The sequence below is a fragment of the Caballeronia sp. PC1 genome, from assembly GCF_021353155.1.
GTDB lineage: Bacteria > Pseudomonadota > Gammaproteobacteria > Burkholderiales > Burkholderiaceae > Caballeronia > Caballeronia cordobensis.
In genome coordinates, this window is record NZ_JAJUBH010000002.1 from 927068 (window position 1) to 953108 (window position 26041).

Here is a 26041-nt window from a genome sequence, read left to right on the forward strand (position 1 = left end):
CACGGAAGATGAAATCCGAACAGGTGATCGTCAGCTTTCGCGGCGTGCGAAAGACGTACGACGGTGAAACGCTCGTCGTCAAGTCGCTCGATCTCGATATCTATCAGGGCGAGTTCCTCACGCTGCTCGGGCCGTCCGGGTCCGGCAAGACGACCTGTCTCATGATGCTCGCGGGCTTCGAGTTTCCGACCGGCGGCGAGATCTGGCTCGACGGCAAGCTGCTCAACAAAGTGCCGCCGCACAAGCGCGACATCGGCATGGTGTTTCAGAACTACGCGCTCTTTCCGCATTTGTCGGTACAGCAAAACGTCGAATATCCGTTGACGGTGCGCAGGATGTCCGCCGAAGAACGCGCGCACCGCGTGAACGACGCGCTCAAGATGGTGCGCATGGAAAGCTTCGCGAAGCGTTATCCGGCGCAGCTTTCCGGCGGCCAGCAGCAGCGCATCGCGCTCGCCCGCGCGCTCGTGTTCCAGCCCAAGCTCGTGCTGATGGACGAGCCGCTCGGCGCGCTCGATAAACAATTGCGCGAGCACATGCAGATCGAGCTCAAGGCGCTGCACGAGAAGCTCGGCGTCACCTTCGTTTACGTCACGCACGATCAAGGCGAGGCGCTGACCATGTCCGACCGCGTCGCGGTGTTCGACAAGGGCATCGTGCAGCAGCTCGACACCGTCGATCACCTCTACGAAGCGCCTTGCAACGAGTTCGTCGCGAACTTCATCGGGGACAGCAACCGGCTGCGCGGCACCATCGAAGATGCACAGGGCGATTACTGCGCGATCCGCCTCGCGGATGGCACGCGCCTGTCCGGTCTCAATGTCGCGAATGCGAAACCGGGCGCGTCGGCCATCGCGTGTATCCGCCCGGAACGCATGAAGCTCACGCAAGGCAACGGCCACGCCAACGGCAACGGCGCCAACGCGCTCACCGGCGAAGCGAAGAGCCTCATCTATTTCGGCGATCACGTGCGCATGCGTTGCGGCGTGCGTGAGCAGGACGAGTGTTTCGTGAAGGTGCCGCTCGGCACGGCGGCGCTCGACGGCTTCACGCCCGGCGCGCCCGTCGCGCTCGAATTCGCACCCGAGCATCTGCGCGTGTTCGCCTGAAAGCGCGCGTTCGTCTTTATCGGCAGCAGGTCCACTGACAAAACCAAGTCAAAGAAGAGAGGAAACCATCATGAAGAAGCTCGCACTGTGTTCCGTGGCGGCCGCGCTCGCATGCGCATCGGCGGCGTCGATGGCGGCGGAGATCACCGTCGTCAACTTCGGCGGCGCGAATGGCGACGCGCAGAAAGTCGCGTTCAATCAGCCCTTCGAGCAATCGACCAAGAACAAGGTCACGGCCGTCGAATACAACGGCGAACAGGCCAAGGTCAAGGCGATGGTCGAAGCGAAGCACGTCAACTGGGACGTGGTCGAAGTCGAATCGGGCGATCTCGGCCGCGGCTGCGACGAAGGTCTCTACGAGAAGCTCGACTGGTCGAAGATCGCGAAGAAGTCGGATCTCGTGCCCGAATCGCCGGCGACGTGCGGCGTCGGCTTCTTCGTATGGTCGACCGCCCTCGCCTATAACGCCGACAAGCTCAAGGGCGCGCCGGCAGGCTGGGTCGATTTCTGGGATACGAAGAAATTCCCCGGCAAGCGCGGCATGCGCAAGGGCGCGCGCTACAACCTCGAATTCGCGCTGATGGCCGACGGCGTCGCGCCGAAAGACGTCTACAAGGTGCTCGGCACGAAGGCCGGCGCGGACCGCGCGTTCAAGAAGCTCGACGAACTGAAGCCGTCTATCCAGTGGTGGGAGGCCGGCGCTCAGCCGCCGCAATTCCTCGTCGCGGGCGATGTCGTGATGTCCACCGCCTACAACGGTCGCATCGACGCCGCGCGCAAGGAAGGCAAGAACCTCAAGGTCGTGTGGAACGGCAGCATCTACGACCTCGACTACTGGGCCATTCCGAAGGGATCGCCGAACAAGGACGTGGCGACGCAGTTCATCGCGTATTCGGTGTCGCAGAAGCCGCAGGAAGTCTATGCGCAGCACATCGCTTACGGCCCGGTGAACAAGGCCGCGATTTCCGCGCTCGATGCGAAGATCAAGGCCGACATGCCGAACTCGCCGGAAAACGCGAAGAACGCGGTGCTGCAGGACATGGCGTTCTGGACCGATCACGGCGACGAACTCGAGCAGCGCTTCACCGCGTGGGCGTCGAAGTAAGGACCTGGCTGGGACGACGGTCGCGCTTCGCCGCAAGCGCGACCGCAAAGACGGAGACACAAGCGTGAACACCATGACGATCCCGGCGGACGATTCGGGCGAATCGAGCGCGCGGCTCAAGCGCGAACTGAAGCTCGCCGACGCGAAAAAACGCGCCATGGCGCTCGCGCTCATCGCGCCGCTCGCCATTTTTCTGTTTCTGATTTTCGTGGTGCCGATCGGCGCGCTGCTTACGCGCGCCATCGAAAATCCCGAAGTGGCGACTGCGCTGCCGCACACCGGCGCCGCGCTCGCGAAATGGGACCGCAAGACGCCGCCATCCGATGAAGCGTATGCCGCGCTCGCGCAGGACCTCACCACGATCTCGGAAGGCGAATCGATGGGCGCGCTCGCCCGCCGCCTGAACACGGAAATTCCGGGCTACCGCTCGCTCGTCGCGAAAACCGCCCGCGCCATGCCCATGACCGGCGACGACGGCAAGCCGCTGCCCGCCGCCCAGATCAAGGCGAAGATTCTGGAGATCGACGACCGCTGGAACGATCCCGCCTACTGGCAGGCGATCGCGAAAAACGCGGGCCGCTACTCGCCCTTCTACATTCTCGCGTCGCTCGATCACAAGCAGGACGGCTTCGGCGATATCGTCCATGCCGGGCCGGATCAATCCATCTATCTGAACGTCTTCGCCCGCACTTTCGTGATCGGCGGGGGCGTGACGCTGTTCGCGCTGCTGCTCGGCTATCCGCTCGCCTACTGGATCTCGACGCTCCCCTCGCGCCGCGCCAATCTCGTGATGGTGCTCGTGCTGATTCCGTTCTGGACGTCCGTGCTGGTGCGCGTCGCCGCCTGGATCGTGCTGCTGCAGAGCGAAGGGCTGGTGAACACGGCGCTGCTCGGAGCCGGACTGATCGGTTCGCCGCTCGCGCTGCTGTTCAATCGCGTGGGCGTCTATATCTCGATGACGCATATCCTGCTGCCGTTCATGATCCTGCCGCTCTACAGCGTGATGAAATCCGTCCCGCCCACGTACCAGCGCGCGGCGGTGTCGCTCGGCAGTCATCCGTTCGCCGCGTTCTGGCGCGTGTACGTGCCGCAGACGTATCCGGGCATCGGCGCGGGCGTGCTGCTCGTGTTCATCCTCGCGATCGGCTATTACATCACGCCGGCGCTGCTCGGCGGGCCCAACGACCAGATGGTCAGTTATTACATCGCCTACTTCACGAACGTGACGATCAACTGGGGCATGGCTTGCGCGCTCGGCGCACTGCTGCTGGTTGCCACGCTGCTGCTGTATGTGGTCTACGGGCGCTTCACGCGCTCGAACGTGAGCCTGGGGTAAAGGAACATGAAACTCGCCAAACCGCTGTTCGCGCCGCACACGTCGGGCATCGAGCGCATCTGGTACTTCGCGTTGCGCATCATCTGCGTGCTGACGCTGCTGTATCTGATCCTGCCGGTGCTCGCCATCGTGCCGCTCTCGTTCTCGTCGAGCACCTTCCTCGTCTATCCGATTCCGGGCTGGTCGATGCGCTGGTATCACAACCTCGTCATGTCGCAGGAATGGCGCATGGCCGCGAAGAACAGTTTTATCGTCGCGCCTTCCGCCACGCTCGTCGCGACGATCCTCGGCACGCTCGCGGCGGTCGGGCTCACGAAGGCGAATTTCATCGGCAAAAGCGCGCTCATGGCCGTGCTCATTTCGCCGATGATCGTGCCGGTGATCGTCGTCGGCGTCGGCATGTATCTGTTTTTTGCGCCGCTCGGCATCGCCAATACGTATTTCGGGCTGATTCTCGCGCATGCGGCGCTCGGCGTGCCGTTCGTCGTGACGACCGTGGGCGCGACGCTGCAGAACTTCAATACGAATCTCGTGCGCGCAAGTCAGTCGCTCGGCGCAAGCCCGCTTACGACTTTCTTTCGGGTGACGCTGCCGGTCATCGCGCCGGGCGTGATTTCGGGCGCGCTGTTCGCCTTCGCGACCTCGTTCGACGAAGTCGTGGTCACGCTCTTTCTCGCGGGCGCGGATCAGACGACCTTGCCGCGGCAGATGTTTACCGGCATCCGCGAAAACATTAGTCCGACGATCGCCGCGCTCGCGACGATCCTCATCGTGTTTTCGACGAGCCTGCTGCTGGCGCTCGAATGGCTGCGGGGCCGCGCGGCGGCGCGCGCGGTGGCCGGCTGAGAGGCGGCGTTCGGACCGGACGGAACGCTTATGTGGCGGGCTTCCGCGTGGGGCCTGAGGCTCAATGGCAGCCGCAACGCGTGCGTTAAACCGGGTGCATTCAGGCCGATTTCGCGCGTGCATGTCATGATCTGCGCGAAAAGGGGCCTACTGTCCGGTCCGGGGTTGACCTCCCGGCCCCCCGCAAATGCCCGCCGGCAAAGGCAGCGCATGGGCCCACGCAGCGAAACACCGGCACGCGCCGACCGATTATTCGTAACAACGGGATAGTGTATTCACTGATGCAGTATTTATCGGAATATGCTTAATGACGTACGTTCTAGGTCGAGTCAAAGCCTGGAACAATGCCATGACAGCTTTTTCGAAAAGAGCGGACCCGTGGTCACAGACGGTTCACCTGCTCGAAGCGATGCCCAAGGATATCGCCCGCGTAGCCCCTTCTCAGAAAACCGCGCGCGCCGAAAGCGCGTTCGTCGAACGCCTGACGCGCGACTGGAATCGCACGCATCCGCATCATGCCGATGATCGCGTGCCGTTTCCTCAGGCCGTCGTGCGCGTGATCGAGCGCCCGAGCAGCGCGACGGCGCTCGTGTACTGGTCCGATCCCGGTACGTGCCATTACGGCTATCAAGGCTGGCGCGCGACCACGGCGACCGCCGAGGGCGTGTGTTCGCTCTCGGGGATGCCGATTCACCGGGGCGATCAGGTCTACCGCCCGTCGCAGCGCGATCCGAAGCCGCAGAATGCCGCCGCAATGATCCTCGCCGCCGCGATGCCGCAAAACAGCGAGGAAGTGGAAGCCGACGTGCACAGCTGACGTCACATCGCGGATACTGAGCCCCCCGCTCAGTATCCGACCGTGATCCGCTGCCGGATGTGCGCTTCGCGCGCGAACTCGTCGAGGAAGGCGATCGCGTAGTCTTCGAACGAGATCCAGCTTCGGCCGCTGCTATCGACGAGCAATTCGTCCACGCCGAGGCGGAATTTCTGCGTGCGCGCGCCCGGCACGAATTCGGCCGAAGGCGAAATGAAAGTCCAGTCGAGTTCGCGTTCGCGGCGCAGCGCATCCAGAAACGCGGCGCCCGCCGTGGCTTCGGGCCGGTACGCCTCGGGAAAATCGGGCACATCGAGCACGCGCAGCCCCGGCGCGACATAAAGGCTGCCCGCGCCGCCGACGACGATCAGCCGCCGCAGGCCCGCGCGCTTCACCGGCTCGACGATCGCAGGCTCGGACACCGTGGCGAAGCGCGTCGCGCTGAATACCGCGTCGTGTCCGGCGACGGCGGCGGCGAGCGCGTCCGCGTCGAGCACATCGACGTTCCGCGTGGTGACGCCCTCGTGCTCCGCCAGTGCGGACGCATCGCGCGCGATGGCCGTCACCGTGTGTCCGCGCCGCAACGCTTCTGCCAACAGACGGCTGCCGACATTGCCCGTCGCGCCGATGATCGCGATTCTGCTCATTGTTTGTTGCTCCTTTTTCTTAACGGCATTCTCGCCGGCATAGCCCGACCGGCCGGTCCATGATAAAGGGAAATAAACCGCGCACAATCGCCCATTCGGATCGAGTTTATTTCCGATGAATACGGAATCGGAGAATCGACCGGCGCGCGGTCACGATTAAAAGCATACGTAGCAAGTCTATGGTCATGCAATTTCCGGGCCGGTTGCGCGTGCGCTGCGGTATATCGGCACACCATTGTCATAACCGAAATCGGCTTTCTAAAACGCGCGGCGCCATTAAACTGGAGGCCCCGCACTCTTTCGAAACGCGCGGCAGCGGCGATTACCGGCGCGCCGCCCGCAGCAGTGTCGAAGCGAGTTTCCAAATCGAAGTCGCCAAAATGTCATGACATTGGTTTATATTGCAGTTTCTCGCCGCTCCATTACCGGAAGGAGTTAACCGTGAAGAATCCGCAATTGCAGGGTGCCATCGAAGGACGCGAAAATCCGGCAGGCGAAACCGCCTACGAACCGATCCCGGTTCGCGCTGTCCCCAAGGAATCGGCCGATGAACCCGGCTATTCCGATTCGTTGGACATCCCGCTCGATTACGGCATCGTGATGGACGCCGTTCGCGACGCCGTTCGCGCGAATCCGTAAGCGTTCAAGATCCCATGCAAAGCGCTCCATTCGGAGCGCTTTTTTTTCGCGCCGCACGTTTTCAGGTACGACAAATACGCGCGATTCGAAGCAAGTAAGCAATTCCGCCAAAAGTCAATTCGTACGAATCAGAGCGGATGCCCGCCGGCCGAGCAGATTAACGAGATGGTACACTGCCGCCGCCGACGAGGAGTGCCGGTCCGCCCGGCCATTCGGGCTGACCATAAGCGTGTCGATATTTCGTCCATGCCCGCGTGCGCCGAACGCTCGAAAAGAGCCGTCTGCGATCTCCTGTTTGCCCGATCCGACAAAAAATTCACTGCTAGTCTTTCCACTGGCGAAAAGAACTGCATTGAAGTAAGTTCAGACGTGTAATAGCGCCTGGACAAATGTCCGGATCGATGCTCGCGGATTAAAGGGATTCCCGGCGAGGACGTAAACAAGACCGATCAACCACGCGCTGTGGCTCACGCCCTGCCGAACGAAAAACATGGCCGCTATTTTCGATTACCTGTTGGACAGTCAGATCTCCAAGCAATGGCGCGGCGTGCTGGCCGCGCTCGCGGACGAGTTCGAAGCGCAGATCGGGCGCAACGAACTGCGCCAGTTGATGCATCGCGTGGGCAGCCGCTTCGCCGAGGCCCGTCCCTTGCCACCGTGCGATTCGACCGCGGCGCTCGCCGACGCGCTCAACACGCTCTGGCGCGACACCGACTGGGGCTTCGTCGAACTCTCGGACGAGCGCGACTATTTGAGCATCGTGCATTACTGCGCGCCGCTGCCCGCATTCGGCGAAAGCGCGCTCGCGTGGACCCCTGCGTTTCTCGAAGGCGCGTACCAGGCGTGGCTCGCCGCGCTCGGCGCGCAAGGTCTCGCGATCCGGCAGGCGAGCGAGTTCGGCGACGACGCGGCCATCGAATTCAGGCTCGCGCGCGTCGCGGCTTAACGCTTTTCAGCACCCCCGACCGCCGCCTCGATGCGGCGGCATCGACCGCCGGACGGGCGGATCGAAAACGAGCGGCACCGGCCAGGCATCAAAAAAAGCACGACGAGGAAGCGGCATCATGAATACTTCGCGCGATATCGAGAAGCTGTTCGATCATTTCGGCGGCAATGCAGGCGATTATCAGGAAATCGGCCGGGAGAACGAGGCCAGGTCGGCCCGCACCCGCTGGCCGCTGCTTGCGACGCTCGACTTCGCGCAGCCCGCGATTCCCGAGATCGCGTCGCCCCGCGAGGCGCAGCCGAATGCCGCGCGCCCGCGTGCGAACGAAGCATCGGGCGAGGCACCCGACGCGCATTCGACCCCGACGCCGACGCCGATTCATCGCGGCAAGCAGCAGCTTTTCACGCGGCCGCATCGGCGCACGATTCCGCCCGTCAATCCGCCCGCCGCGGAATCGTTGAGCGCATTGCGCTTCTCGGTGATGGGCGAGTCGGCGTCGAACGAAACCGGAACGATTCCGGATTCCGCAGTCGCGCCCGCGGCCAGCGTGCCGGCCGTTCAAACGCCGGTGGCGAACGAAGCGGCCGTCAGCAAGCCGGATACGACGCGCCCGTCAGCCACGCTCGGCGCGAATTTCCTCGCGCGCCGCGCGCCCGTTCAGGTGCCGCCGGCCGCGCCTGCGCCGCGCGCAGCGGAATCCGCCGCGCCGCAATCGATCCTCGGCAAGCTCTTCAAGCCGCAAGCACAGCACGCGACGCACGCGCCCGCCGGTTCGCTCGACGCCATGTTCGAGCGCCTGCGCCGCGCCGAGCGCCCCGCCACCGAACCCTCGAACACGCAGGCCAGCGCAGGCCACGCCCCGCGCGCGGGCCGCCTCCCACGCTCATGAAAGTCATCACGGTAGTTTCCGCGAAAGGCGGGGTCGGCAAGACGACGCTCGCCGCCAATCTGGCCTCGGTGCTCGCCGCGCGCAACCGCCGCGTGATCGTGCTCGACCTCGATCCGCAGAACGCGCTGCGCCTGCACTTCGGCATTCCGCTCGACAGCATCGACGGCATTTCGCGCGCGACGCTCAGCCGCGACCCGTGGCAAACGGTGATGTTCGACGGCGTCGACGGCGTCACGGTGCTGCCCTACGGCGCCGTGACCGAGGACGACCGCCGCCGCTTCGAGGCGCTCGTCGACAGCGATCCCGCGTGGCTCGCGCATGCGCTCGAATCGCTCGCGCTCGACGCCAACGACATCGTGATCGTCGATACGCCGCCGGGCTCCTCCGTCTACACGCGCACCGCCCTCACCGCGGCCAACTTCGCGCTCAACGTGGTGCTCGCGGACGCCGCCTCCTACGCCGCGATCCCCGGCATGGAGCGCATGGTCGATGCGTACGCCGCGCCGCGTCAGAATTTCGCGGGACAGGGCTATGTCGTCAATCAGGTCGATCAGTCGCGCCAGTTGACCAAGGACGTGCTCAAGGTACTGCGCAACATGCTCGGCACGAAACTGTTCCCGGGCGTGATCCATCAGGACGAGGGCGTCTCCGAATCGCTCGCCTGCGACACGACGCTCATTCATTACGATCCGCTTTCGCAAGCCGCCGCCGATCTGCGCGCATGCGGCGACTGGCTCCTTTCCGCCGTCGACGCGATGGCCGTCTCGAGGAAGCTCGCATGAGTTCGCCCAAGATTCCGTCGCCCGAAACCGAGGTGAGCGTCGCGACCTCGCGGCTCGAACGTTTCGTCGATGCGGGCATCTGGGGCAGCCGGATCGTCGTGGTCCTGCTCACCGTGTTCGCCGCGTTCGCGCTGTATTTCGTCGTCACAGTGCCGCTCGCCTTCGGCCAGCAACTCGCGTTCGCGACGATCTGCTTCGCTTGCGCGCTCGGCTTTCGCCGTCTGCAAGGCCAGTACGCGACGCTCGTGATGATCGTGCTGTCGGTGGTCGCGTCGGGCCGCTATATGTTCTGGCGTCTGACCGAAACCACGTACTGGGAACGGCCGCTCGACGCCGCCTGGGGCCTGTTGCTCGTCGCGGCCGAAGTCTATGCGGCGCTCGTGCTGCTGCTCGGCTATTTTCAGACCGCGTGGCCGCTCAAGCGCAAGCCGCTGCCGCTGCCCGCCGACCGCAGCCAGTGGCCGACCGTCGACGTCTTCATCCCGACGTACAACGAGCCGCTTTCGGTCGTGAAGCCGACGATCTACGCGGCGCTCGCGCTCGACTATCCGCAGGACAAGCTCGCCATCCACGTGCTCGACGACGGCCGCCGACCCGAGTTCAAGGCGTTCTGCGAGGAAGTGGGCGTCAACTGGACGATCCGCACGCATAACCGTCACGCGAAGGCGGGCAACATCAACGAGGCGCTGAAGATCACCCAGGGCGAATTCCTCGCGATCTTCGACTGCGACCACATTCCGACGCGCTCCTTCCTGCAGATCTGCCTCGGCTGGTTCCTGCGCGACAAGCTGCTGTCGATGCTGCAGACGCCGCACCATTTCTTTTCGCCCGATCCGTTCGAGCGCAATCTCGGCACGTTCCGCAAGGTGCCGAACGAAGGCGAGCTGTTCTACGGCCTCGTGCAGGACGGCAACGATCTCTGGAACGCAACCTTTTTCTGCGGCTCGTGCGCGGTGCTGCGCCGCTCGATGGTGGAAGAGATCGGCGGCATCGCGGTCGAAACCGTGACAGAAGATGCGCATACGGCTCTCAAGCTGCACCGGCTCGGCTACACGACCGCCTATCTCGCGATTCCGCAAGCGGCTGGTCTGGCGACGGAAAGTCTCTCGGGCCATATCGGGCAGCGCATCCGCTGGGCGCGCGGCATGACGCAGATTTTCCGCATCGACAATCCACTCACCGGCAAGGGCCTCAAGATCGGCCAGCGGCTGTGCTATCTGAACGGCATGCTGCACTTCTTCTACGGCGTGCCGCGTCTCGTGTTCCTGACCGCGCCGCTCTCGTATCTGTTCTTCGGCGCGCACGTGATCGAAGCGGCGGCGAGCACCATCGCGATTTTCGCGCTGCCGCACATGATGCACGCGAGCATCACCAATTCGCGCATGCAGCGCAGCTTCCGTCATTCGTTCTGGGCCGAAGTGTATGAATCGGTACTCGCGTCGTACATCACCGCGCCAACGCTGCTCGCCGTCATCAATCCGAAGCTCGGCAAGTTCAACGTGACGGCCAAGGGCGGCCAGATCGCGAAGGATTACTTCGACTGGTACATCTCGCGCCCTTACCTGTTCCTGCTGCTCCTGAACTTGCTCGGCTTCGTCGCGGGCATCGTGCATATCGTCATCTACTGGCATGTGCGCAGCGAAGTGAACACGACCATCCTCAACCTCTGCTGGACGGTCTACAACATGCTGATCCTGGGCGCGTCGGTGGCGGCGGCGAGCGAGCGGCGGCAGGTGCGCGCCACGCATCGCGTCACGATGAAGATGCCCGTGATGCTCAAGTTTTCGACCGGCCGCACGCTCGCCTGCGAAACCATCGACTACTCGGAAGGCGGCGTGGGCGTCGCGCTGCCGAGCAAGATCGAAGTGCCGATGCACGAGCGCGTCACCGTCTCGCTGTTCCGCGGCGACGAGGAATACGCGTTCCCGGCGACCGTCGGCTATACGGAACCGGGCCGCGTCGGGCTGCGTTTCTCGACGCTCACGCGCGAGCAGGAATACGACTTCGTGAAGACCACGTTCGCGCGCGCGGACGCCTGGACCGGCTGGTCCGAGGGACGCCGTCCCGATACGCCGTTGCGCGGCCTGTCGCATGTGCTGCTGGTGGGCACGCGCGGCATCGCCGGTTTGTTCGAGCATTTGTACAGCGACCTTCGAACCTGGATGAACAAGCGCCCAGTCGATGTGAAGAAGCTGAAAACCAAAGACCAATAATGGGCATGGGTATGTCGAAGTTGCGCGTTGAAAACGAAACGGGCGAGCGCGCGCCGCGTTTTTGCGAAAGACCTTTTGCGCGCGCGCTGGCCGTCTTCATGGCCTTGCAGACCGCCTTCGCGGCGCCGTTCGCTTCCGTTGCGGCCGCGGCCACGGCGGAAGCCAATGCGGCAGCGGGCGGCGCGCAGCAGGCGACCGGCGTCGGCGCCGTGCCCGCGCCGAGTCCGGCCGTGGTCTATAACCCGGCGGCGCTCGCGCAGCCCGCGCTCGCCGTGCCCGTGCCCGCGTTCTCGGGCAAGCCCGACAAGCCGCTCACGTCGCGCATTCCGACCACCGCCGATCCCGGCACGCTGGTGCCCGGAGGCCGCCGTCAGACGCTCACTTTCGCCGATTACGGCGCGCTCGATCCGCTGCAATTGCGCGGCACGGACGGCCAGAACGGCATCGCGTTCTCGGTGCGCGGCGACGAAGTCGTGACCGGCGCGATCCTGCATCTGATCTACAGCTATTCGCCGTCGCTGTTGCCGTCGATCTCGCAACTGAAAGTGCTGATCAACGGCGAAGTGGCCGCGACGCTGCCCGTGCCGCGCGATCAGGCCGGCGTGCTGGTCGCGCGCGACGTGGCCATCGATCCGCGCTTCATCACCGAGTTCAATCACCTCAACGTGCAGTTGATCGGTCATTACACGCAGCAGTGCGAAGACCCGTCGAACTCCACGTTATGGGCGACCGTCAGCAATGCAAGCTCGCTCGACCTGACGTACGCGTCGATCGCGAACAAGCCCGATCTCGCCGCGCTGCCGCAGCCGTTCTTCGACCGCCGCGACGTGCGCCGCCTCGAACTGCCCTTCGTGTTCGCGGGCAAGCCGAGCCTGCCCGCGCTGGAAGCGGCCGGCATGGTCGCGTCGTACTTCGGCTCGCTCGCCGGCTACCGTGGCGCGGTGTTCCCCGCGCAAACCGACAACGTGCCGCTCTCGGGCAACGCCGTCGTATTCGCCGTCGGCGATGCGAAGGTCGCGGGCGTCGAGATTCCGCCGGTGTCCGGGCCGACCATCGCCGTCGTCGAGCGCGACGCCAACGCGCGCGGACGTCTCCTGCTCGTGCTCGGCCGCGACGAGAACGAACTGAAGACCGCCGCCAAGGCGCTCGGCGTCGGCCAGAACACGCTGTCGGGCACGAGCGCGACGATCACGCAGTTCAACGACCTTCAGCCGCGCCGCCCCTACGACGCGCCGAACTGGCTGCCGACCGACCGCCCCGTGCGCTTCGGCGAACTGGCGGAAGCGCGCGATCTGACCGCCCACGGCTACGATTCCGACGCCGTGCGCGTGAACCTGCGCGTGCCGCCCGACCTCTTCATGTGGCAGACCAAAGGCGTGCCGGTCGATCTCGGCTATCGCTACACCGTGCGGCCCGCGCCGGACCGCTCGTCGCTCAATATCAGCGTCAACAACGGCTTCGTGCAGTCGCTGCGCATTCCGGCGGTATCGACATCGACCTTCGATCTCGGCACGTACTTCAGCCGCGTGCTGCCGGACAAGACCGTCGCCGCGCGCCGCGAGGTGTATCTGCCGCCGCTGCTCATCACGCCGCGCGCGCAGTTGCGCCTGCACTTCTACTACGACATCCCGAAGACCGGCGAATGCACGGGGCGCGTGCTGGATAACGTCGTCGGCGCGATCGATCCGAATTCGACCATCGATCTCTCCGGCTTCCCGCATTACATGGCGCTGCCCGATCTGGCCGCGTTCGCGAACGGCGGCTTCCCGTTCACGCGCATGGCCGATCTCTCGCAGACGGCCGTCGTGCTGCCGAACGAGCCGAATTCGGCCGACTACAGCCTGTATCTGCTCGAAATGGGCCGCATGGGCGCATCGACGGGTTATCCCGTGACAGGCGTCACCGTGACAAGCGCGAACGATGTCGACCGCTTCGCCGACAAGGATCTGCTGATTCTCGGCTCGCCCGGCCGTCAGCCGCTCCTGCAACGCTGGGCGAAACACATGCCCTTCTCCGGCGACGGCGACGCGCGCACCTTCCAGCTCTCCGATGTCGCGTTCAAGGTCGTCGACTGGTGGCATGGCGAGCAAGGTCCGGAACGCTCGCCGGCGCGCGCGGATCTGTCGCTCGTGAGTTCGAACGGCGATGCCCTCCTGACCGGCTTCGAATCGCCGCTGAAGAGCGGCCGCAGCGCGGTCGCGCTCATCAGCGCCGCGGGCCAGTCCGACGCCGATCTCTCCGCCGCGCTGCTCGACAACGACCTGCTGCCGTCGATTCAAGGCGCGATGGCGGTGATTCACGGTCGCACCGTCACGGTCACGTCGAACGGCGAAGCGTATTTCGTCGGTCATCTGTCGCCGATGCACTACATGCGCTGGGCGCTGTCGTCGCACCCGATTCTGCTGGTGATCGCCGGCGTGCTCGCCGCGCTCATCATCGCCGCCCTGTTCTACCGTATGCTGCGCGCGGTCGCCGCACGCCGCCTGAGGGATTGATATGCGGGTTTCGACCGCCAAAGTTTTCGCCGGAGCGCTCATCGCGGCCACGGCCACGGGGGCGCAGGCCACGCAGGCCGCGCAGCAGTGCGACTGGCCCGCGTACCGGATCTTCGTCGAGCGCGTCGTGCAGGCCGATGGCCGCGTGATCGACCGCTCCACCGACGCGCAGCAGACCACGTCCGAAGGCCAGTCCTACGGCATGTTCTTCGCGCTCGTCGCGAACGACCGCGCCACGTTCGACCGGCTCTTCAACTGGACGCGCAGCAATCTCTCGGCGAATCAGTTCGATGCGAACAACGTGCGCCTGCCCGCGTGGCAATGGGGCAAAAAGCCGGACGGCGCGTTCGGCGTGATGGACCCGAACTCGGCGTCGGATTCGGATTTGTGGATCGCCTACGACCTCTTTCAGGCCGGCCGCCTCTGGAAGGAGCCGATGTACACGAAGCTCGCCTTCGCGCTCGCGACGCAGATCGTGAAGCAGGAAGTCGTCGATCTGCCGGGCCTCGGGCCGATGCTGCTGCCCGGCCCGCACGGTTTTCGCACCGGCGACGTGACGCGCCTGAACCCGAGCTATCTGCCGCTGCCGCTGTTGCGCGGCCTTGCGCACGAGATGCCCGACGGCCCGTGGGCGAAACTCGCGCAAAGCACCGCGAAGATGATCAAGGTGACGTCGCCGCACGGCTACGCGCCGGACTGGGCGGCGTACCAGGCCAGCCCGAACGGCCAGTTCGTCGTCGATCCGAAGAACGGCGATATCGGCAGCTACGACGCGATCCGCGTTTATCTGTGGGCCGGCATGGCGCCGGCGAGCGATCCGCTCGCGCGGCCGTGGCTCGATGCGCTGTCCGGCATGCGCCAGAGCGTCGCGCAGACGGGTTTTCCGCCGGAGAAAGTCAACGTGACGACGGGCGCGGCAAGCGGCGAAGGTCCGCTTTCCTATTGGGGCGCGCTCGCGCCGTACTTCAGGGCGCTGAACGACGAGCGCGGCCTGGGCCTCGCGCGCGCGCATCTCGAAGCGCTCAGCGCGCCGCCGGGCGCGGGACGCGAGCCGGTCTACTACGACCGCGTGCTTGGACTTTTCGGCGGCGGTTTCGTCGACGGGAAATATCGCTTCGATGAAAACGGGCGTCTCGTGCCGAACTGGAGAAGCGCATGCTGATCCGGACCAGGAAACGCGTCATCGCGGCCATGCTGAGCGCCGCGCCCGTTCTCGCCTTCGCGCAAGCCACGGCCGATCCGCTGACCGTGCTCATCGATCAGGGCAAATACTGGCAGTCGCACAAGCGCGGCGACCTCGCGGAGCAGGCGTGGCAGAAAGTGCTGCGCATCAATCCGAAGCAGCCCGATGCGCTGTTCGGCATGGGCATGGTGCTCGCCGACCGCAAGGACGGCAGCGGCGCGCAGCAGTATCTCGCGCAGTTGCGTCAGGTTGCGCCGAACTATCCGAATATCGACGAACTCGGCCGGCGTCTGGGCGAAACCAGCTCGCGCGATCAGACGGTCAACGACGCGCGGCGTCTCGCGCAAAGCGGACAAAGCGCGTCGGCGGTGCAGGAATACAAGCGCGCGATCGAAGGCAAGCCCACGACGCCGCAGCTTCAACTGGAGTATTACCAGGCGCTCGCCGCGACGCCGCAGGGCTGGGACGAAGCGCGCCGCGGGCTTGAACAGCTCGCGCGCCAGTTTCCCGACGAGCCGCGTTATCAGCTTGCCTACGCGCAACATCTGACCTATCGCGATGCGACGCGGCGCGACGGCATCGCGCGGCTCGCGAAGCTGGCCAACGACAGTGCCGTCGGCGCGGATGCGAAGAAAAGCTGGCGGCAGGCGCTTCTGTGGCTCGGCGCGCGCGCATCGGACGCACCGCTTTTTCAGGCGTATCTGCAACTATCGCCCGACGACGCCGCCGTGAAAGCGCGCTTCGATTCGATGGTGCAGCAGGACAAGACCGCGCGCGAGCGCTCGCAGGCCGATGCGGCCGTCGATGCGCGCGGGCGAGTGGTCGCGGAAGGCTTCACCGCGCTGGATCGCGGCGATCTCGTGACGGCCCGGGCGAAGTTTTCGACCGTGCTCGCGGGCGACCCGAACGACGCCGACGCGCTCGGCGGCATGGGCATCGCCGCGCTGAAGCAGGAGCGCTTTTCGGAAGCGCGCACGTATCTCGAACGCGCCTCGCGGGCCGGCAACCCGGCGCGCTGGAAAGACGCGCTCACGAGCGCGACCTACTGGACCTATACGAGCGATGCCATCGGCGCGCGCAGCAACGGCCAGATCGCGCAGGCGAAGGCGCTTTTCGAACGCGCGATCGCGACCAATCCGTCCGATGTCACCGCGCAAGTGCTGCTCGGCGAAATGCTGCTCGCGAACGGCGATCCGCGCGGCGCGGAAGCCGCGTATCGCATGGCGCTGCGCCGTCAGGCCGACAATCCCGATGCGATCCGCGGGCTCGTCGGCGCGCTCGCCGCACAGGGGCGCGGCGACGAGGCGCTCGAATTCGCCAATCGTCTGAACACCGAACAGCAGGCCAAAGCGGGCGGCATCAACAAGCTGCGCGGCGAGGCGCAGGCCGCGCAGGCGCGCGCAGCCGAAGCGCGCGGCGATCTGGGCGCGGCGCGCAGTCTCTTCGAAGACGCGCTGCTCAACAATCCCGACGATCCGTGGCTGCGGCTCGATCTCGCGCGCATCTACGTGCGTCAGGGCGCGGTCGGCAACGCGCGCAGCATGATGGACGGCCTCGTGGCCGCGCATCCCGACATGACCGACGCGCTCTATGCCAGCGCGCTGCTGTCCGCCGAAACGAAGGACTGGGCCGCGGGCCTCGCGCAGCTCGAACGGATTCCCGCCGCCCAGCGCACGAGCGCGATGAGCGCGCTGCAGCACCGCCTGTGGGTGCAACAGCAGGCCGAACTCGCGACGCGCGCCGCCGCCGCGGGCCAGCGCCAGCAGGCCTTCGCGATCCTGCGCCGCGCCGAGCCGGTCGCCGCCGGCAACGCGGAACTGGTGGGCGCGGTTGCATCGGCGTATCTGAAGGCGGGCGATCCGGCGCGGGCCTTGTCGCTCGTGCGCGGCGCGATCGCCAATGCGCCGAACGACACCGGCCTGTTGCTGCAATACGCGGGCATTCTGTCGGCGACGCAGCAGGACGCCGAACTCGGCTCCGTCATGCGCCGCCTCCAGTCGATGCCGCTCACGACGCAGCAGCGCGCCGACTTCGAGAGTCTGAACGTGGGCATCGTCGTCGCGCGCGCGGATACCGTGCGCAGGCAGGGCGATCTCGCCGCGGCCTACGACGTGATCTCGCCGTGGCTCGCCGCGATGCCCGACAACGCCGATCTGCAGGCGGCGCTCGGCCGCATGTACACCTCGGCGGGCGATGACCGCAGCGCGCTCGCGAGCTACCAGAAAGCGCTCGCGCGCCGTCCCGACGACATCGGCTTGCAGACGGCGGCGATGTCCGCGGCGAGCGGCGTGCGCGATTTCAAACTCGCGGAAACCTACGCGAATCAGGCGTATCAGGCCGCGCCGAACGATCCGGCCGTGCTCGCCGCGATCGGCCGGATGTATCGCGCGCAGGGCAAGCTCGATCTCGCGGCGCAGTTCCTGCAACGCTCGCTCGTCGCCGCCAATACGCCGGTGCAGGCCGCGCCGCCTGGCCAGGCGCGCAGCGACGTGCCGCGTGGCTGGGAAACGGCGATGAGCCGCATCGGTTCGAATCCGCTGCCGGGCACCATTTCGGTCCAAAACCGCGAGTCCCTAGCACCGCCGCCTCTACGCCAGAGACGGCGGTGAGGGTGCGTAGCAACTCGGTGCGCGTGCCGCAGATTCGCACATCCGTCTTGCTATGGACCTCGACCCGCTGAGCGACGGCACGCACATGGTTCCGCGCATAGGAGCCGTCGTCATGGCGCAGCTTATGTTTCGCGGCCAGCGCGAACGCATGAAGGCTCTCGACGGTGATCTCCGGGCTGATGCGCTCGATATGCGCGACAGCCCGCTCGGCATCCCCTCGGGCCTGGTCGCGGAGGGTGGTCAGCTCGGCGATGCGCGCCTTGAGCGACGGATCGCCCATATCGACCACTCCATTCTCGATCGCCTCATAGAGTCGGGAGAGCTTGGTATCGGCCTCCGTCGCCCGACGCTCCATCTCGGCGACGTGCTGGCGGCGCTCCGTCACCCATTCCTCACGCCGGGCGATAAGCTGGTCCATCAGCACTTCAAGCCGAGCGGGATCGAGCAGCCGCTTCTCCAGATGCTCGATCACGGCCTCGTTCAGCCGGTCCATCGGCAGAGAGACGCCGGGCAACCCGTTTTCCCCTTCGTGGCTTTGGTCGCGCAGGTGTAGTAGCGATACTCCTGACCGCTCCGGCTGGTGCCCGTGCGCAGCGTCATCGCCGCACCGCAGCAGGCGCAGAAGCAGATGCCCGTCAGAAGCGTCGAACCGCCCACCGCGCGCGGCGGCATCATCTTGGGGCTGCGCGCCTTCAATGACCGCTGCACGGCCTCGAACTCGGCCACCGTGACAATCGGCGGCACTTCCATGATGGCGTGCTCGGCCTCGGGCTTCCGACGCCCCTTCTTGACGTCATAGGTGTTGAAACGGTGCTGGCCGATATAGGTCGTGCGCGTCAGCACCTGATGCACCATGCCCTTGCCCCAGCGCCCACCATAGCGTGTGCGGATATTGTTCTCGTTGAGCCAGCACGCGATAGCCATGACTCCGATCGGCCCGCGTCCATCGGCGCCCTCCAGCGCCAGGCGGAAAATCCGGCGCACCGTCTCGGCATGGATCGGATCGATCTCCAGCTTCTTCTTGATCTTCGTGCCCCGCTGCTCGGCCTCGACCACGCGGTAGCCGATCGGCGGACGGGCGCCGTTCCAGAAGCCTTGCCGCGCGTTCTCGTTCATCGCGCGTAGCGTATGCTTGGCAGTCTCTTTCGACTGATATTCGTCGAACAGCGTCATGATCCTGCGCATCATCTCGCCCGCGGGATCATCGCCGAGAACCTGCGTGATCGAGACAAGCTGCACGCCGTTCTTCGCCAGCTTGCGGACGTAGAACTCGAACTGGAACTGATCGCGGAAGAAGCGCGAGAAGCTATGCACGACCACCACGTCGAACGCGGGAGGCCTCTCCATCGCCGCATCGATCATATCCTGGAAGGCGGGACGGCGATCGTCGGTGCCCGAGACGCCCGGCTCGACGAACTCGGCCGCGACCTCCCAGCCGTTCGAGAGGCAGTAACCCTCAAGCTGGCGGCGTTGATCGGGGATCGACAAGTCGTGATCCGCCTGGCGCGGAGTGGAAACGCGCAGGTAGAGCGCGGCGCGAGCCGTCGCCACGACCGGCGGCGTCTCGGGTTTGGCGGGGGCGACAGTCGCCATGACAACATCCTTTCATCAACCTGCGGCCCACAGCGGCGACCGCGACTACATTTTCTCCAGCCCCCGCCCCGCCGAGGACGCCAGCAGGAACAGCCGGTTCGGCCGCCGCGGGAAGGGCGCAAAGCCAAGCCCTTCGTAGAAAGCTGCCGCGCGTTCATCCTTGGCGTCGACGATGATGGCCAGCACCGCCAGCGTTTCCGCGGCGCCGAGAATGCGGCGTATCGCATCCACCGCCAGCACTTCACCGAAGCCCTTGCCACGCATCCGAACGTCCCGTGCAAGGCGTCCGATCAGCGCCGCTGGATAACCGCTCTCGTAGCGCGGCAGCTTGCGCGCGATTTCCTCCGGCAATTCGCCCAGCTCCAGCTTGAAGGCGCTCAGGCTGTAAAAGCCGACGACGCCCAACTCCGAATCCGCTGCGACGAAGACACGCGCGACATCGCGGCGGTCATCCTGACCGGCGCGTCGCCGGAACCAGCCATCCAGATCGGCCTGCCCGCAAGAGAAGCGCGACCGATCGTGATGCTTGCCGAGGGCTTCAAAGACGATCGCCAATCGTCAGCCCACGAGATCGCGGTGACGGCGCATGGCCGCGATCAGCCGCTCGGACGGCTCCGGCGGGTTCATCAGCGCCTCGAAGAAGGCATCCCGATCTGCGCCGGTCAGCACCAGGCGTTGATGCTCGTCCAGCACGCGCCGCGCGCCTTCATAGGCCAGATCACCGGCCGTCAGGCCAGTGACCGCCGTCGCCTGTTGAATCAAATCCTTGGCCGACGCGCTCACGCGCAGCTCGATCCGCTCGCGCTTGATCTCGCGCTCCGGTTTCCGGCGTTTCTGAACGGCTGACATGCCCGATCTCCTTTGACCGTTAATGTACGGCATAATACCGTGCCAGTCAACTTCGCCGAAGCGCGTGGGCCGCATCATCCGATCGTAGAAGCACGGGACAGCAGAGCCGATTTTCATCATGGCAGCGACCCGAACAGGGCGTCCAGTTCCTCACGAAAAGCGCCTTCGATGACGCGCAGCTCGGCATCGCCGATGGGAACCTGCTCGGGCCAGTCGTCGGTAACGATTATCGGCGCGCTGGTAGCGCTCCTGCGAGACGATGCGCGCGTCGGATGCGGCTGCATGTAATCGTGCAGGTCTTCCAGCCCTTCCGACCAGCCGCGGGGTGCGCGGCGGCGACGTTTGCGAGAGAGTGCCATATGCTCAAGCTGCCGCGCATCTCTCGGGAATCCAGCAAAATCGCCCTTGGCCGCATACGTGCCGGTCCCGTAGCGGCGGCGGCGGGATTCGGCGCACGGCGGCGCAAGGCGGAAATAGCGAAGCGTAGCGTAGCAGAGATACGTGCTCACGGCGGGATCGCGGATGCCGTGTGCAGCCCGGTTTGCTATCCTTCCGCACATGGACTCGCGGACGCACATCGACACTGACAGAATCGACGAGGCGGTGCTTGCCCTGCTGTGGCTCAACCGCAGCACCACCGGCACGGCCTGGAAAGGCTTCGACTGGAGCGCGATGGATCGACTGCACGAACGCGGACTGATTTCCGATCCGGCGCGCAAGGCGAAGTCGGTGCATCTGACGGACGAAGGCATGGCCGAGGCTGAGCGCCTGTTCAACGCGCTGTTCGCTCGCCCCTGAATCCTGCCACGCCGATGCGAAAGCCATAACCCGGCCATCGCTGGTGGCTCCGCTGAAATGCCGGGTGCATCAGTGTCTCCCGTCCTGCCTGCCTGACCGACCCTCGCGGCCTCCCTCGTGGCTTGATCTGTTCGTGTCCACCTGGCGGCGCAACGGCGCCGGGCAGCTTTTTTCCGCCGCCTTCGGCTTTGCAGCGCGAAGCAATAAAGCCGCCCTTCGGCCGTCTCTTGGCCGCAAGCCCACCCCGCCGCGCAAGCGCGACGGGAACCCCGAGCAGCGGTGCGCAGCCGACTGTCCCCGATCCTCGACATGCCACGAGGCCGCGAAGGGCGCGGTCCCGAGTCAAGAAAGGACTGACGACATGATCTGCGGAAACTTCACGGCAACCGATCGCGGCTTCCACGGCGAAATCCGGTTTTTCGGCCTCAGCGAAAGGTGGAAATCCTTCGGATCGACGACAAGGCAAGCGACAAGTCGCCCGACTATCGCATCGTTGCCGCCGACGACGAGCGCATCGAATTCGGCGTTGGCTGGCTCAAGGCCACCAAAGACCAGAAGCCTTACGCTTCACTCAAGCTCAATCCGGTCCTGGCGCCGGACGTTCATCTTCGGCTTGTCTCGACCGAGACAACCGGCAAGTTCGAGCTGAAGGTCGACTGATCGCGAGAGCGTCCCGCCAGCAATGGCGGGGCGCTCCCTTTCCGGTCCCGGATGGATCTTCACTGTATCCGCCAGCGCCGCTCACCCTGGCGACCTGCCGCACAATGATCGCAATCTCAGGCTGGGGCTGACCGAGCAGGGATCGGCCTATGGCCGAGCCGGTATCCCGGCTGTCCTCTGCGTGAGTGGAAAAGAGGGCGGGACAAGCCCGCAAAGCGAGCCCGCCCACGCGGGCAGGTCTTCCCGTGCGCGCCGCCTGGGCGGCGCGATCGTTGCTAAGGACGTTGTCCTCGCGCCGGTCAAGGTAAGTGGAACCGTCCGGGGCGGTATCCCCACCTTCCGCGGCTTCGCCTTGTGCAGGCGGGTGATTCCCCTCCGCCCCGGCCGCCCTTGCCCCGTTGCTACCCTTGGCTCGCCGCCGGGCAGAAGTTCAGGCGCGGCATTCCGCTTCGCTGAACTTCAGACCCAAAGGATTTGAGACATGACCAGCAAGGCACAGGCTCCCCGCAATGTGATTTTCAACGGTGATTGCATTGAAGTGATGCAGGCTTTCGATAGCGGCACGGTGGATTTCATCCTGACCGATCCGCCCTATGTGACCCGCTACCGGGACCGTCAGGGCCGCAAGGTTGCCAATGACGATAACGGCCGGTGGCTGCGTCCGGCGTTTCGGGAAATGCACCGCGTCCTGAAGGATGGCGGTTTCGCGGTTTCCTTCTATGGCTGGAACAAGGTGGATTTGTTCATGGACGCATGGAAGGCGGCGGGCTTCCGCGTCGTCGGCCATCTTGTGTTTCGCAAGCGTTATGCGTCATCGGCCCGCTTCCTCCGCTATGAGCACGAACAGGCTTATTTGCTGGCGAAGGGCAATCCGGCCCGGCCCGCGCGTCCTATCGCCGACGTGCTCGATTTTCCTTACAGCGGGAACCGTTTGCATCCCACGCAAAAGCCGGTTGAGGCGCTGACTCCGTTGATCGAGGCTTTCACGCAGCCGGGCGAGCTTGTGCTGGACCCGTTCAGCGGCAGCGGTTCGTCACTGGCGGCAGCCCAGCAACTCGGCCGCGACTGGACCGGCATCGAACTCGACAACGGCCATTACCACACCGCGAGCAAGCGGCTGGAACGCCCGGCGCGGAGGGTGGCGGCTTAGGCCGCCTCCCTTTCCGGCTCTCCCATTTTGAAAGGCACGATCATGGCCGCTCCCTATGTCGCCCGCTTCACGCGGCTGCACCCCAAGCTCTGGGCGCCCTACGGCATCACCGCCTATCCGTATGGTTTTCACGACTGGCCGCCCGAGGAAGCCGCCCCGGTCTGGATACCGCGAGCCCATATCATCACCGCGCGCGGCGCCGCGTTCCTCGACCTCGGCGATTGCACCACGCTTGAACAGGCGATCGAAGCCTGCTGGACCCATTTTGCAAGCCTTCGCTGACATCCCATGCCGCCGCCGACCCACCCAGGCCGGCGGCGGCCGCGCGTCCCAAAGGTCCGCGCGGCCGTCATGGCGCGCGCTCGCCGGGCGCTGCCCGGCTCGCAAGAGACAGTAGCCAGAACGGCATCCCCGTCCTAAGAAGGACGTGGGCCGCTACGCGGCGGCCTGGGGTTGGTAGCCCCACGTTCAACGGTTTGGCGCCGGCCGTGACGGCGCCGCCATCCTTGACCACATGGTCGGGGAGCCTGTGACGTATACAACAGGCTTCCGGGCTAAAGGTCACAGGGCCGATTGAACGCGGTTTACCACTCCCCCGATCAGGGTCAGGAGCAAGTTTGCGGGGGCGCACCGCAGACAAACCGCTTCTCGCCCGGATCGACCGTTGCGGAGCGCGCGCGAAGCCATGCCCGCCGCGCGCATGGAATTGTCTCCGTTTCGGTCTAAAAGGTTAACGGGGACTGGAGGAACGGGGGCGTTATGACCGGCAAGCATTTCGAGGATCGCGCGCCCGACGCGCCGCGGCTTACCGCCTATGACGAGGATCACCTCGCCGACTATATCCGCCTGCTCGATACCGACGACGAGGGCGCCGACTGGCGAGATGCGGCGGCGCATATCTTCGGGATCGATCCCGTGCCGAACCCGAGCGCGCCCGCGTGATGCACGAAAGCCATCTCGCCCGCGCGCGCTGGATGACCGAAGTGGGCTACGCATATCTCCTCGGCCCGCGCGCCACGGAATAGGTTAACATTCAGACCGGAATGGATTTTTCCGGTCGCGGATTCCGATGCGCGGGCGGCATCGCACCGCGCAGCCTTCGCGCTGTCGGGATGCAGCGCTTCTCCCGATCCTCGGCGGTCCAGACTCCGCACAAAGAGCGGCTGGGGAGGATGCTCATGCCGACACCGCCACGACGGCGCTCGCGACGTGCCGGCAATGCGCCGGCCACGCCCGGCCGCGCCGAATTCGCCGCCGCGTTCCTTCAACGCAACCGCCAGTATCGCGCAGAACGGGCGCGTCTCAGGCGCAACGCCCCGGCGAGCGAGCGAATAGCGCTCGCCCGCCGCTGGGGGTTGTCCTTTCGCCTACCTGCCTGATGAGCTGTCGGGCACGGTGATCTGGCGGCCGGAACTCACCGCCGTCACCGTGATCCTCGACGCCGCGCCGGAGGAATATGCCGGCGCAGCGGCAATCGACCCGCTGGCGCTCGGCGCGCTGCTCGCCGACCGGGCCGGGATCGACGGCCGTCATGTCGTCGTCGCTGACGCGGCCGGCGAGCATCGGCTGTGGCTACGCGATCCGACGCCCGGCCAGCCGCTCGCCGCGATCGTCCCGCTCGACAAGGATTTCATCAAGCGCATCTTCAGCCTGCTGCGTTTCCATCGGCTCATGTCGGGCAAGCGACCCGGCCCGTTGCCGCGCGGATGGCCACTCACCGCAATTCGCACGGCCCGGCTCGAGTTGATGCTTCGCGCGCTCGATCTGCGCCTCGCCGGGGCGACATATCGCGAAATCGCGATCGCGCTCGGCAAGGACGAAGCCGGGCATCTCTCGGCGTCCGACTTCAAGAACTCGGACGCCCGGTCCTTCGCCTATCGCCTGGTGCGCGACGCCACCGCCATGATGAAGGGCGACTACCGCAAGCTGCTGCGCTTCCGCTGATAGCGCCCACCGCGTGACCGCGGCCGGGGTGGTCACATCGGCGCAGCTGCGAATCTTCGTTCCCCACCCTGCCGTGAGCACTTCGCCATGATCGCCTCCTGCCATCCCGCTTCGCAGGAGACGCTCGTTGTCCAGGCCGCCCGTCACCCTTCCGCCCCGCTACCTGCGGACCCCCGAAGCGGCGCGCTTCCTCGGTCTCTCCGGCCGCACGCTTGAGAAGCACCGCTATTTCGGGAGCGGCCCGGCCTATCGCCGGATCGGCGGACGGGTGGTCTATTCGGTCGACGACCTGCGCGCCTGGGCCGACCTCGGCACCAAATATTCCACGTCCGACCCCGGCCAGAACGATCTCATGCCGCAGCGGGATGCGGCGATCACGCAGAGCCGCCGATGAAGCCGCGCGCCGCCTCCCGTTCCGGCGAGCGCGCCCAACTCGCGCTGTTCCCGTCGCTCGGGCACGACATCGCGCCGCGCGACGCCCAGGACCTCATGGCCTGGCCGTTCTTCAGCCTCGCCAAGCGCAGGCGGGTGACGCCGATCGACTTCCGCATGGGCGCGACCTGGATATCGGTCGAGGCGGTGCCCGAGCACGGCATGGCGACCATATGGGACGCCGACGTGCTGATATGGGCGGCGAGCCAGATCGTCGCGGCACGCGACGCGGGGCTGCCGACCTCGCGCCTGATGGCGACGACGCCGCACGAAATCCTCACCTTCACCGGACGCGGCACCGGCAAGGATCATTATGACCGGCTGAAGGCCGCGCTCGACCGGCTGCAATCCACTACGGTCGCCACGTCGATCCGCCAGCAGCACCAGCGCCGCCGCCATCGCTTCTCGTGGATCAACGAGTGGCAGGAGCGGCTCGACGGCGAGGGGCGGCCGCTCGGTATCGAACTGATCCTGCCCGACTGGTTCTATGCCGGCGTGGTCGATCGCACGTTCGTCCTCACCATCGACCGGGCCTATTTCGACCTGACCGGAGGGCTGGAACGCTGGCTCTACCGGATCGTGCGCAAGCATGGCGGCCAGCAGGAAGGCGGCTGGAGCTTCGACGTTTCGCACCTCCACCTGAAATCCGGCGCGCTCTCGCCCTTGAAGCAATTCGCGTTCGAGCTGCGCGGCATCGTCCGCCGCCAGTCCCTTCCGGGTTACGCGCTGGCGATCGAGCGCGCGTTCGGCCGTGAGCGGCTGACCTTCGCGCCCGTGCCTGCCGATCCGTTCGAGACGGCGGCGCGGCGCATGGGGCTGGCTGTGGATAACCGGCCATGAGACTCGGCCTATTGAAAACCGCCGGACTCGGCCGATTAAAAACCGCTGACTCGGCCTATAAAAAACCCGCCCCCCACGCAAGCCTCTGGAATCGCTCGCGTAATCGCCCCCTTCTAACTATGCTAACAGTAAAGAATACTTCGTATTCTTTTCTAACGCGAT

At 65.6% G+C, this 26041-nt stretch carries 27 protein-coding genes and 1 pseudogene; 23 read left to right on the plus strand and 5 right to left on the minus strand.

The window, feature by feature from the left end; genetic code table 11:
• Positions 1-8 precede the first annotated feature (8 nt).
• The 5 genes from LY284_RS20180 (at position 9) to LY284_RS20200 (ending at position 5213) form a co-directional block, all read left to right on the plus strand.
• Entirely contained in the window at positions 9-1109 is a 1101-nt protein-coding gene (locus tag LY284_RS20180; RefSeq protein ID WP_014251070.1) for an ABC transporter ATP-binding protein, read from the plus strand.
• 70 nt (positions 1110-1179) lie between these two features.
• A complete protein-coding gene (locus tag LY284_RS20185) occupies positions 1180-2214 on the plus strand; it encodes an ABC transporter substrate-binding protein (protein ID WP_233387771.1) in 1035 nt (344 codons plus the stop codon).
• Positions 2215-2278: 64 nt separating this feature from the next.
• Entirely contained in the window at positions 2279-3550 is a 1272-nt protein-coding gene (locus LY284_RS20190; protein WP_041731769.1) for an ABC transporter permease, read from the plus strand.
• Positions 3551-3556: 6 nt separating this feature from the next.
• The gene (locus LY284_RS20195) at positions 3557-4396 is read left to right on the plus strand and encodes an ABC transporter permease (RefSeq protein WP_014251073.1); all 840 of its coding nucleotides are present in this window, start codon (positions 3557-3559) and stop codon (positions 4394-4396) included.
• Positions 4397-4745: 349 nt separating this feature from the next.
• The gene (locus LY284_RS20200; protein ID WP_233387772.1) at positions 4746-5213 is read left to right on the plus strand and encodes a DUF3331 domain-containing protein; all 468 of its coding nucleotides are present in this window, start codon (positions 4746-4748) and stop codon (positions 5211-5213) included.
• A gap of 29 nt (positions 5214-5242) precedes the next feature.
• Here LY284_RS20200 and LY284_RS20205 read toward each other — a convergent pair whose 3' ends face one another.
• Positions 5243-5857: an NAD(P)-dependent oxidoreductase gene (locus LY284_RS20205; protein WP_233387773.1), complete on the minus strand. Its 615-nt coding sequence runs from the start codon at positions 5855-5857 to the stop codon at positions 5243-5245.
• A gap of 441 nt (positions 5858-6298) precedes the next feature.
• Here LY284_RS20205 and LY284_RS20210 point away from each other — a divergent pair, with 441 nt between their 5' ends.
• From LY284_RS20210 to LY284_RS20250, 9 genes and pseudogenes are all read left to right on the plus strand, one after another.
• Entirely contained in the window at positions 6299-6496 is a 198-nt protein-coding gene (locus tag LY284_RS20210; protein ID WP_041731774.1) for a hypothetical protein, read from the plus strand.
• Positions 6497-6986: 490 nt separating this feature from the next.
• Positions 6987-7442, plus strand: coding sequence for a cellulose biosynthesis protein BcsD (gene bcsD, locus LY284_RS20215; RefSeq protein ID WP_233387774.1), 456 nt, complete (start codon positions 6987-6989; stop codon positions 7440-7442).
• A gap of 118 nt (positions 7443-7560) precedes the next feature.
• Positions 7561-8331, plus strand: a complete 771-nt coding sequence (bcsP, locus tag LY284_RS20220) for a cellulose biosynthesis protein BcsP (protein WP_233387775.1) — start codon at positions 7561-7563, stop codon at positions 8329-8331.
• A complete protein-coding gene (gene bcsQ, locus LY284_RS20225; protein ID WP_077158591.1) occupies positions 8328-9113 on the plus strand; it encodes a cellulose biosynthesis protein BcsQ in 786 nt (261 codons plus the stop codon). The genes bcsP and bcsQ overlap by 4 nt, the downstream gene beginning before the upstream one ends.
• Positions 9110-11326, plus strand: coding sequence for a UDP-forming cellulose synthase catalytic subunit (bcsA, locus tag LY284_RS20230; RefSeq protein ID WP_014251079.1), 2217 nt, complete (start codon positions 9110-9112; stop codon positions 11324-11326). Before bcsQ ends, bcsA begins: the two co-directional genes overlap by 4 nt.
• Positions 11326-13821, plus strand: coding sequence for a cellulose biosynthesis cyclic di-GMP-binding regulatory protein BcsB (bcsB, locus tag LY284_RS20235; RefSeq protein ID WP_041731776.1), 2496 nt, complete (start codon positions 11326-11328; stop codon positions 13819-13821). The genes bcsA and bcsB overlap by 1 nt, the downstream gene beginning before the upstream one ends.
• Position 13822: 1 nt before the next feature.
• Positions 13823-14983 (plus strand): cellulose synthase complex periplasmic endoglucanase BcsZ, encoded by a 1161-nt coding sequence (bcsZ, locus tag LY284_RS20240; protein ID WP_233387776.1) that lies wholly within the window; start codon positions 13823-13825, stop codon positions 14981-14983.
• Positions 14977-17589: pseudogene (locus tag LY284_RS20245) on the plus strand (tetratricopeptide repeat protein); the annotation flags it as partial. The gene bcsZ and the pseudogene LY284_RS20245, both read left to right, overlap by 7 nt.
• Positions 17590-17725: 136 nt before the next feature.
• Positions 17726-18166: a hypothetical protein gene (locus LY284_RS20250; RefSeq protein ID WP_233387777.1), complete on the plus strand. Its 441-nt coding sequence runs from the start codon at positions 17726-17728 to the stop codon at positions 18164-18166.
• Here the strand turns inward: LY284_RS20250 and LY284_RS20255 are convergent.
• The 4 genes from LY284_RS20255 to LY284_RS20270 all read right to left on the minus strand — a co-directional run bounded on the left by LY284_RS20255 (position 18094) and on the right by LY284_RS20270 (position 20564).
• Complete coding sequence (locus LY284_RS20255; RefSeq protein ID WP_233387778.1) at positions 18094-19164, minus strand: recombinase family protein; 1071 nt, start codon at positions 19162-19164, stop codon at positions 18094-18096. The genes LY284_RS20250 and LY284_RS20255 overlap by 73 nt on opposite strands.
• Positions 19165-19251: 87 nt before the next feature.
• The gene (locus tag LY284_RS20260) at positions 19252-19761 is read right to left on the minus strand and encodes an N-acetyltransferase (RefSeq protein WP_155178374.1); all 510 of its coding nucleotides are present in this window, start codon (positions 19759-19761) and stop codon (positions 19252-19254) included.
• 3 nt (positions 19762-19764) lie between these two features.
• A complete protein-coding gene (locus LY284_RS20265) occupies positions 19765-20055 on the minus strand; it encodes a DUF1778 domain-containing protein (RefSeq protein WP_155184405.1) in 291 nt (96 codons plus the stop codon).
• A gap of 116 nt (positions 20056-20171) precedes the next feature.
• On the minus strand, positions 20172-20564 hold the full coding sequence (locus LY284_RS20270; RefSeq protein ID WP_155178376.1) for a hypothetical protein: 393 nt from the start codon (positions 20562-20564) through the stop codon (positions 20172-20174).
• 49 nt (positions 20565-20613) lie between these two features.
• Here LY284_RS20270 and LY284_RS20275 point away from each other — a divergent pair, with 49 nt between their 5' ends.
• The 9 genes from LY284_RS20275 to LY284_RS20310 all read left to right on the plus strand — a co-directional run bounded on the left by LY284_RS20275 (position 20614) and on the right by LY284_RS20310 (position 25879).
• Entirely contained in the window at positions 20614-20853 is a 240-nt protein-coding gene (locus LY284_RS20275) for a DUF6429 family protein (RefSeq protein ID WP_155178378.1), read from the plus strand.
• 435 nt (positions 20854-21288) lie between these two features.
• Positions 21289-21513 carry a DUF736 family protein gene (locus LY284_RS20280; RefSeq protein ID WP_233385695.1) on the plus strand — a complete coding sequence of 75 codons (225 nt, stop codon included), beginning with the start codon at positions 21289-21291 and terminating at the stop codon, positions 21511-21513.
• A gap of 481 nt (positions 21514-21994) precedes the next feature.
• Entirely contained in the window at positions 21995-22663 is a 669-nt protein-coding gene (locus LY284_RS20285) for a DNA methyltransferase (RefSeq protein ID WP_155178380.1), read from the plus strand.
• 42 nt (positions 22664-22705) lie between these two features.
• Entirely contained in the window at positions 22706-22945 is a 240-nt protein-coding gene (locus LY284_RS20290) for a hypothetical protein (protein WP_155178382.1), read from the plus strand.
• Between the two features lie 477 nt (positions 22946-23422).
• Positions 23423-23605, plus strand: coding sequence for a hypothetical protein (locus tag LY284_RS20295; RefSeq protein ID WP_233387779.1), 183 nt, complete (start codon positions 23423-23425; stop codon positions 23603-23605).
• 236 nt (positions 23606-23841) lie between these two features.
• A complete protein-coding gene (locus tag LY284_RS39260) occupies positions 23842-24042 on the plus strand; it encodes a transcriptional regulator domain-containing protein (protein ID WP_375294271.1) in 201 nt (66 codons plus the stop codon).
• Positions 24043-24058: 16 nt separating this feature from the next.
• Complete coding sequence (locus tag LY284_RS20300) at positions 24059-24607, plus strand: DUF2285 domain-containing protein (RefSeq protein ID WP_230461243.1); 549 nt, start codon at positions 24059-24061, stop codon at positions 24605-24607.
• A 127-nt stretch (positions 24608-24734) separates the two neighbouring features.
• The gene (locus LY284_RS20305; RefSeq protein ID WP_060977333.1) at positions 24735-25001 is read left to right on the plus strand and encodes an AlpA family transcriptional regulator; all 267 of its coding nucleotides are present in this window, start codon (positions 24735-24737) and stop codon (positions 24999-25001) included.
• Positions 24998-25879, plus strand: a complete 882-nt coding sequence (locus tag LY284_RS20310; RefSeq protein ID WP_155178386.1) for a replication initiator protein A — start codon at positions 24998-25000, stop codon at positions 25877-25879. Before LY284_RS20305 ends, LY284_RS20310 begins: the two co-directional genes overlap by 4 nt.
• The last annotated feature ends 162 nt before the right edge of the window (positions 25880-26041 follow it).

Bases quoted from the DNA above. Each gene is read 5' to 3' on its own strand.
- LY284_RS39260 (WP_375294271.1), top strand. From the start codon at position 23,842: ATGCCGACACCGCCACGACGGCGCTCGCGACGTGCCGGCAATGCGCCG.
- LY284_RS20275 (WP_155178378.1), top strand. From the start codon at position 20,614: ATGGACTCGCGGACGCACATCGACACTGACAGAATCGACGAGGCGGTG.
- LY284_RS20200 (WP_233387772.1), top strand. From the start codon at position 4,746: ATGACAGCTTTTTCGAAAAGAGCGGACCCGTGGTCACAGACGGTTCAC.
- bcsZ (WP_233387776.1), top strand. From the start codon at position 13,823: ATGCGGGTTTCGACCGCCAAAGTTTTCGCCGGAGCGCTCATCGCGGCC.
- bcsA (WP_014251079.1), top strand. From the start codon at position 9,110: ATGAGTTCGCCCAAGATTCCGTCGCCCGAAACCGAGGTGAGCGTCGCG.
- LY284_RS20195 (WP_014251073.1), top strand. From the start codon at position 3,557: ATGAAACTCGCCAAACCGCTGTTCGCGCCGCACACGTCGGGCATCGAG.
- bcsB (WP_041731776.1), top strand. From the start codon at position 11,326: ATGGGCATGGGTATGTCGAAGTTGCGCGTTGAAAACGAAACGGGCGAG.
- bcsQ (WP_077158591.1), top strand. From the start codon at position 8,328: ATGAAAGTCATCACGGTAGTTTCCGCGAAAGGCGGGGTCGGCAAGACG.
- LY284_RS20180 (WP_014251070.1), top strand. From the start codon at position 9: ATGAAATCCGAACAGGTGATCGTCAGCTTTCGCGGCGTGCGAAAGACG.
- LY284_RS20185 (WP_233387771.1), top strand. From the start codon at position 1,180: ATGAAGAAGCTCGCACTGTGTTCCGTGGCGGCCGCGCTCGCATGCGCA.
- LY284_RS20205 (WP_233387773.1), bottom strand. From the start codon at position 5,857: ATGAGCAGAATCGCGATCATCGGCGCGACGGGCAATGTCGGCAGCCGT.
- bcsP (WP_233387775.1), top strand. From the start codon at position 7,561: ATGAATACTTCGCGCGATATCGAGAAGCTGTTCGATCATTTCGGCGGC.
- LY284_RS20290 (WP_155178382.1), top strand. From the start codon at position 22,706: ATGGCCGCTCCCTATGTCGCCCGCTTCACGCGGCTGCACCCCAAGCTC.
- LY284_RS20285 (WP_155178380.1), top strand. From the start codon at position 21,995: ATGACCAGCAAGGCACAGGCTCCCCGCAATGTGATTTTCAACGGTGAT.
- LY284_RS20310 (WP_155178386.1), top strand. From the start codon at position 24,998: ATGAAGCCGCGCGCCGCCTCCCGTTCCGGCGAGCGCGCCCAACTCGCG.
- LY284_RS20295 (WP_233387779.1), top strand. From the start codon at position 23,423: ATGACCGGCAAGCATTTCGAGGATCGCGCGCCCGACGCGCCGCGGCTT.
- bcsD (WP_233387774.1), top strand. From the start codon at position 6,987: ATGGCCGCTATTTTCGATTACCTGTTGGACAGTCAGATCTCCAAGCAA.
- LY284_RS20265 (WP_155184405.1), bottom strand. From the start codon at position 20,055: ATGTCAGCCGTTCAGAAACGCCGGAAACCGGAGCGCGAGATCAAGCGC.
- LY284_RS20250 (WP_233387777.1), top strand. From the start codon at position 17,726: ATGGCGCAGCTTATGTTTCGCGGCCAGCGCGAACGCATGAAGGCTCTC.